A 6,869-nucleotide genomic window follows, 5' to 3' on the forward strand; every position below is an offset into this window, starting at 1 on the left:
AGAGGTTCAGTATGCCTAAGTTGATAAGTGAAATTAATCAATTACAGCAGCTGGGCCCTAATGCTAAAGAGGGGGTTGTTTATCAACCTTCTCGTGGCTTTTTTAAAATTGTTTATCAAGGCTTGATCCTTCCAAATTTACCAACCCCACTTCGTTATTTTAATTATATTAGTTTAGTGGGACAGCCACGTATTCCTCTGTGTTATAACACCCACAGCATTACAACTTCAGCTATCGACACTGCAACAGTGCTTGTAAGTAATAGCCAACATAGTGTGGGACATTTAAAAACATATTCTATTCGACGCCAATGCCAGTTTGATTCGACGCTATATCAATTTGATAAAACCGACCTGATTCAATGGCAAATTCCCATGATTCGCCTTCAGCGATTAGATCCAGAAATGGGATGTGATCTTACAATTCAGATTCCAGAAAATATATCTAATGCCTCTGCTTTGCAGTGGGGTGTTTCTGACTATTGGTCAACAATATGTATATGTGAAGGTGAAATTTTTTATAAAGGACATAAATATCAAATTGAAGGGTTGGGACGATTTAAACACGCGCGAGCTTTGCACTTGCCGTTCTTATCTTTATGTTTCTATACATGCCAAATTATTAACTTAAATGAAACGACGCAGCTTACATTCTTACAAATAAGAAATCAGTGGAATATCATCCTATGTTCAAGATTAGATATTCAAGAATTTGGGAAGCCTGTTGAAAGTTTTACAGAAGACGTAAATTTACATATCCACCGAGTTTATCCAAAGGTTAAAACACCGAATGGTAAAGAGATGTACTTGCCTAGGGAGTTTTCTTGGCAATGTGAGAAAAATGGAAAAATAATTTTTGAACTTTATGCACAAAGCCGAGGTGACTATAAGTTTGGTTTGGCGGCGGGATATGTGGGAAGCTTTCAATATCAATTAAGCTGGAATGAGCAGTGTCTGCAAGGAGAGGGTGGGTACTGTGAATATATTGATTGTCGCCCACTTAGATGGCAAGAAAAGAATCAAGACGAGAAAATTTTAGATAAATTGATGCTTTTACAACCATGTTTATATAAAAAATAACTATTTTTATCATTTTTGATTAAAAAGCGAACTGTTGTTGCACTAATATTAAAAAAGGTATTGCAAAGGGAATGAGATGGTCTATAATGCACATCCATCGGCGGTGATGTAGATAGAAACTTGTTGAAAAACAGTTACTTGTGATTAAGTTGATTACTTTAAGTGATGAATTTGATGGTAAGTTGGTTTGAGAGATGAGTTTTAAAAATATCGAAATTACCTGTTGACTTTTAAGAGATTAAGAGTAATATAGCCGACCTAGCTTGCTGGTGACGAACCAGGAAGAAGATCATTAAGAGAATTGAAGAACAACTTGTGTGGATTTTTACTGATTGATTAATCGAAATAATTTTCATTGATTGATTGGTTTAAATTACTCGAAGTTTATTTGAGCGAAATTTAAGTCAGTAATTGATGAGCCAGAATTGGCACCTTGTCTTTAAATAAGGTGCAAAATGATTTTAACTGAAGAGTTTGATCATGGCTCAGATTGAACGCTGGCGGCAGGCTTAACACATGCAAGTCGAGCGGAGAGAGGTAGCTTGCTACTGATCTTAGCGGCGGACGGGTGAGTAATGCTTAGGAATCTGCCTATTAGTGGGGGACAACATTTCGAAAGGAATGCTAATACCGCATACGTCCTACGGGAGAAAGCAGGGGATCTTCGGACCTTGCGCTAATAGATGAGCCTAAGTCGGATTAGCTAGTTGGTGGGGTAAAGGCCTACCAAGGCGACGATCTGTAGCGGGTCTGAGAGGATGATCCGCCACACTGGGACTGAGACACGGCCCAGACTCCTACGGGAGGCAGCAGTGGGGAATATTGGACAATGGGCGCAAGCCTGATCCAGCCATGCCGCGTGTGTGAAGAAGGCCTTATGGTTGTAAAGCACTTTAAGCGAGGAGGAGGCTACTTTAGTTAATACCTAGAGATAGTGGACGTTACTCGCAGAATAAGCACCGGCTAACTCTGTGCCAGCAGCCGCGGTAATACAGAGGGTGCAAGCGTTAATCGGATTTACTGGGCGTAAAGCGCGCGTAGGCGGCTAATTAAGTCAAATGTGAAATCCCCGAGCTTAACTTGGGAATTGCATTCGATACTGGTTAGCTAGAGTGTGGGAGAGGATGGTAGAATTCCAGGTGTAGCGGTGAAATGCGTAGAGATCTGGAGGAATACCGATGGCGAAGGCAGCCATCTGGCCTAACACTGACGCTGAGGTGCGAAAGCATGGGGAGCAAACAGGATTAGATACCCTGGTAGTCCATGCCGTAAACGATGTCTACTAGCCGTTGGGGCCTTTGAGGCTTTAGTGGCGCAGCTAACGCGATAAGTAGACCGCCTGGGGAGTACGGTCGCAAGACTAAAACTCAAATGAATTGACGGGGGCCCGCACAAGCGGTGGAGCATGTGGTTTAATTCGATGCAACGCGAAGAACCTTACCTGGCCTTGACATAGTAAGAACTTTCCAGAGATGGATTGGTGCCTTCGGGAACTTACATACAGGTGCTGCATGGCTGTCGTCAGCTCGTGTCGTGAGATGTTGGGTTAAGTCCCGCAACGAGCGCAACCCTTTTCCTTATTTGCCAGCGAGTAATGTCGGGAACTTTAAGGATACTGCCAGTGACAAACTGGAGGAAGGCGGGGACGACGTCAAGTCATCATGGCCCTTACGGCCAGGGCTACACACGTGCTACAATGGTCGGTACAAAGGGTTGCTACCTAGCGATAGGATGCTAATCTCAAAAAGCCGATCGTAGTCCGGATTGGAGTCTGCAACTCGACTCCATGAAGTCGGAATCGCTAGTAATCGCGGATCAGAATGCCGCGGTGAATACGTTCCCGGGCCTTGTACACACCGCCCGTCACACCATGGGAGTTTGTTGCACCAGAAGTAGCTAGCCTAACTGCAAAGAGGGCGGTTACCACGGTGTGGCCGATGACTGGGGTGAAGTCGTAACAAGGTAGCCGTAGGGGAACCTGCGGCTGGATCACCTCCTTAACGAAAGATTGACGATTGGTAAGAATCCACAACAAGTTGTTCTTCATAGATGTATCTGAGGGTCTGTAGCTCAGTTGGTTAGAGCACACGCTTGATAAGCGTGGGGTCACAAGTTCAAGTCTTGTCAGACCCACCATGACTTTGACTGGTTGAAGTTATAGATAAAAGATACATGACTGATGATGTAAGCTGGGGACTTAGCTTAGTTGGTAGAGCGCCTGCTTTGCACGCAGGAGGTCAGGAGTTCGACTCTCCTAGTCTCCACCAGAACTTAAGAGAAGTTCGGATTACAGAAATTAGTAAATAGAGATTTCGGTCTTGGTTTATTAACTTCTGTGATTTAAGTATCACGGTATTAAGCATGACCTGACGAAGGCGTGTTTATTCATTAACAGATTGGCAAAATTGAGTCTGAAATAAATTGTTCACTCAAGAGTTTAGATTAAGCAATTAATCTAGATGAATTGAGAACTAGCAAATTAACTGAATCAAGCGTTTTGGTATATGAATTTAGATTGAAGCTGTACAGTGTTTAAGTACACAGACAACAGATAGTAGCGATGAAGAATCGCACGGACAACACTCACTTGTAGGTGTTGACGACTGTTTGGGGTTGTATAGTCAAGTAATTAAGTGCATGTGGTGGATGCCTTGGCAGTCAGAGGCGATGAAAGACGTGATAGCCTGCGAAAAGCTCCGGGGAGGCGGCAAATATCCTTTGATCCGGAGATTTCTGAATGGGGGAACCCACCTACTTTAAGGTAGGTATTGCAACATGAATACATAGTGTTGCAAGGCGAACGAGGGGAAGTGAAACATCTCAGTACCCTTAGGAAAAGAAATCAATTGAGATTCCCTCAGTAGCGGCGAGCGAACGGGGATCAGCCCATTAAGTTATGTGTGTTTTAGTGGAACGCTCTGGGAAGTGCGAACGTAGAGGGTGATATTCCCGTACACGAAAGGGCACACATAATGATGACGAGTAGGGCGAGGCACGTGAAACCTTGTCTGAATATGGGGGGACCATCCTCCAAGGCTAAATACTCCTGACTGACCGATAGTGAACCAGTACCGTGAGGGAAAGGCGAAAAGAACCCCTGTGAGGGGAGTGAAATAGATCCTGAAACCGCATGCATACAAGCAGTGGGAGCACCTTCGTGGTGTGACTGCGTACCTTTTGTATAATGGGTCAGCGACTTATATTCAGTAGCAAGGTTAACCGTATAGGGGAGCCGTAGGGAAACCGAGTCTTAATAGGGCGTTTAGTTGCTGGGTATAGACCCGAAACCAGGCGATCTATCCATGAGCAGGTTGAAGGTTGGGTAACACTAACTGGAGGACCGAACCCACTGTCGTTGAAAAGCCAGGGGATGACTTGTGGATAGGGGTGAAAGGCTAATCAAGCCTGGTGATAGCTGGTTCTCCCCGAAAGCTATTTAGGTAGCGCCTCGGACGAATACCATAGGGGGTAGAGCACTGTTTCGGCTAGGGGGTCATCCCGACTTACCAAACCGATGCAAACTCCGAATACCTATGAGTACTATCCGGGAGACAGACTGCGGGTGCTAACGTCCGTAGTCAAGAGGAAAACAATCCAGACCGCCAGCTAAGGCCCCAAAATCATAGTTAAGTGGGAAACGATGTGGGAAGGCATAGACAGCTAGGAGGTTGGCTTAGAAGCAGCCACCCTTTAAAGAAAGCGTAATAGCTCACTAGTCGAGTCGGCCTGCGCGGAAGATGTAACGGGGCTAAAACTATGTGCCGAAGCTGCGGATTTGACATTAGTCAAGTGGTAGGGGAGCGTTCTGTAAGCCGATGAAGGTGTATTGAGAAGTATGCTGGAGGTATCAGAAGTGCGAATGCTGACGTGAGTAACGACAAAACGGGTGAAAAACCCGTTCGCCGAAAGACCAAGGGTTCCAGTCCAACGTTAATCGGGGCTGGGTGAGTCGACCCCTAAGGCGAGGCCGAAAGGCGTAGTCGATGGGAAATTGGTTAATATTCCAATACTTCTGTGTAATGCGATGAGAGGACGGAGAAGGTTAAGTCAGCCTGGCGTTGGTTGTCCAGGTGGAAGGATGTAGGTATGTATCTTAGGCAAATCCGGGGTACTCTATACTGAGATCCGATAGCAAGCTGTACTTGTACAGCGAAGTGGCTGATACCATGCTTCCAGGAAAAGTCTCTAAGCTTCAGTTACACAGGAATCGTACCCGAAACCGACACAGGTGGTCAGGTCGAGTAGACCAAGGCGCTTGAGAGAACTCTGCTGAAGGAACTAGGCAAAATGGTACCGTAACTTCGGGAGAAGGTACGCTGTTGTTGGTGATGGAACTTGCTTCCTGAGCTGACGACAGCCGCAGAAACCAGGCCGCTGCAACTGTTTATTAAAAACATAGCACTCTGCAAACACGAAAGTGGACGTATAGGGTGTGATGCCTGCCCGGTGCTGGAAGGTTAATTGATGGGGTTAGCGTAAGCGAAGCTCTTGATCGAAGCCCCAGTAAACGGCGGCCGTAACTATAACGGTCCTAAGGTAGCGAAATTCCTTGTCGGGTAAGTTCCGACCTGCACGAATGGCATAATGATGGCGGCGCTGTCTCCAGCAGAGGCTCAGTGAAATCGAAATCGCTGTGAAGATGCAGTGTACCCGCGGCTAGACGGAAAGACCCCGTGAACCTTTACTGCAGCTTGACACTGAACTTTGACCTTACTTGTGTAGGATAGGTGGGAGGCTTTGAAGTTGGAACGCTAGTTCCAATGGAGCCGTCCTTGAAATACCACCCTGGTAATGTTGAGGTTCTAACTCTGTCCCGTTATCCGGGACGAGGACCGTGTCTGGTGGGTAGTTTGACTGGGGCGGTCTCCTCCTAAAGAGTAACGGAGGAGTACGAAGGTGCGCTCAGCGTGGTCGGAAATCACGCGTAGAGTATAAAGGCAAAAGCGCGCTTAACTGCGAGACCCACAAGTCGAGCAGGTACGAAAGTAGGTCTTAGTGATCCGGTGGTTCTGTATGGAAGGGCCATCGCTCAACGGATAAAAGGTACTCTGGGGATAACAGGCTGATACCGCCCAAGAGTTCATATCGACGGCGGTGTTTGGCACCTCGATGTCGGCTCATCTCATCCTGGGGCTGAAGCAGGTCCCAAGGGTATGGCTGTTCGCCATTTAAAGAGGTACGCGAGCTGGGTTTAGAACGTCGTGAGACAGTTCGGTCCCTATCTACCGTGGGCGCTGGAAATTTGAGAGGATCTGCTCCTAGTACGAGAGGACCAGAGTGGACGAACCTCTGGTGTACCGGTTGTGACGCCAGTCGCATCGCCGGGTAGCTATGTTCGGAAGGGATAACCGCTGAAAGCATCTAAGCGGGAAGCCTACCTCAAGATAAGATTTCCCTAGGAATTTATTCCTCTAAAGAGCCGTTCGAGACTAGGACGTTGATAGGTTGGATGTGGAAGCATAGTGATATGTGAAGCTGACCAATACTAATTGCTCGTGAGGCTTGACTATACAACACCCAAGCAGTTGTATATGAAGCATCAATCAATTCATAAATATGCAAAGCAACTTGATTTAGTTAAACACTTAGCTAAAATGAACAACGAAAATCAGACCAATCAGCCCATCTGTAAAGATTTGGAAAACGCAACGTATCACACAGTGAATAAAACGAAGCAAGTATCCATAAACAGTTGTGCTGGCGACCATAGCAAGAGTGAACCACCTGATCCCTTCCCGAACTCAGAAGTGAAACCTCTTAGCGCTGATGGTAGTGTGGGGTTACCCATGT

2 tRNA genes, 3 rRNA genes and 1 pseudogene are annotated in these 6,869 nt (G+C 46.2%); all 6 read left to right on the forward strand.

The window, feature by feature from the left end:
- The first annotated feature begins 11 nt into the window (after positions 1–11).
- Positions 12–1,098, forward strand: a pseudogene (locus J663_RS18070) (DUF6670 family protein).
- A 443-nt stretch (positions 1,099–1,541) separates the two neighbouring features.
- Positions 1,542–3,079, forward strand: a 16S ribosomal RNA gene (locus J663_RS18075).
- A gap of 59 nt (positions 3,080–3,138) precedes the next feature.
- A tRNA-Ile gene (locus tag J663_RS18080) sits at positions 3,139–3,215 on the forward strand.
- Positions 3,216–3,270: 55 nt separating this feature from the next.
- Positions 3,271–3,346 (forward strand) — tRNA-Ala (locus J663_RS18085).
- A gap of 352 nt (positions 3,347–3,698) precedes the next feature.
- Positions 3,699–6,589: ribosomal RNA gene (locus J663_RS18090) — 23S ribosomal RNA — on the forward strand.
- Positions 6,590–6,775: 186 nt separating this feature from the next.
- Positions 6,776–6,869: ribosomal RNA gene (gene rrf, locus J663_RS18095) — 5S ribosomal RNA — on the forward strand; the annotation flags it as partial.

Source organism: Acinetobacter sp. 826659 (genome assembly GCF_000588515.1).
GTDB classification, from domain to species: Bacteria; Pseudomonadota; Gammaproteobacteria; order Pseudomonadales; family Moraxellaceae; genus Acinetobacter; species Acinetobacter pittii.